Below are 213 nucleotides of genomic sequence, written 5' to 3' on the forward strand. Positions count from 1 at the left end.
TAGCTCAGCTGGCTAGAGCGCCTGCCTTGCACGCAGGAGGTCAACGGTTCGACTCCGTTATTCTCCACAAGAAAGTACAAAGATTATAGTGCAAAGTATCAAGACAGCAGTCTTAATGCCTAATGCGAAAATCTTGATACTTATTAAAGTTCATTGACATATTGAGATAAGAAAATAATAAGAAAGTAGAAAGCGTTTTTTATTGAGCATCAG

The 213-nt window shown here is 38.5% G+C and carries 1 tRNA gene; it reads left to right on the forward strand.

The features are described from left to right. Position 1: 1 nt before the first annotated feature. Positions 2–67, forward strand: a tRNA-Ala gene (locus DM444_RS00030). The last annotated feature ends 146 nt before the right edge of the window (positions 68–213 follow it).

It is taken from the genome of Flavobacterium ginsenosidimutans (assembly GCF_003254625.1).
GTDB classification, from domain to species: Bacteria; Bacteroidota; Bacteroidia; order Flavobacteriales; family Flavobacteriaceae; genus Flavobacterium; species Flavobacterium ginsenosidimutans.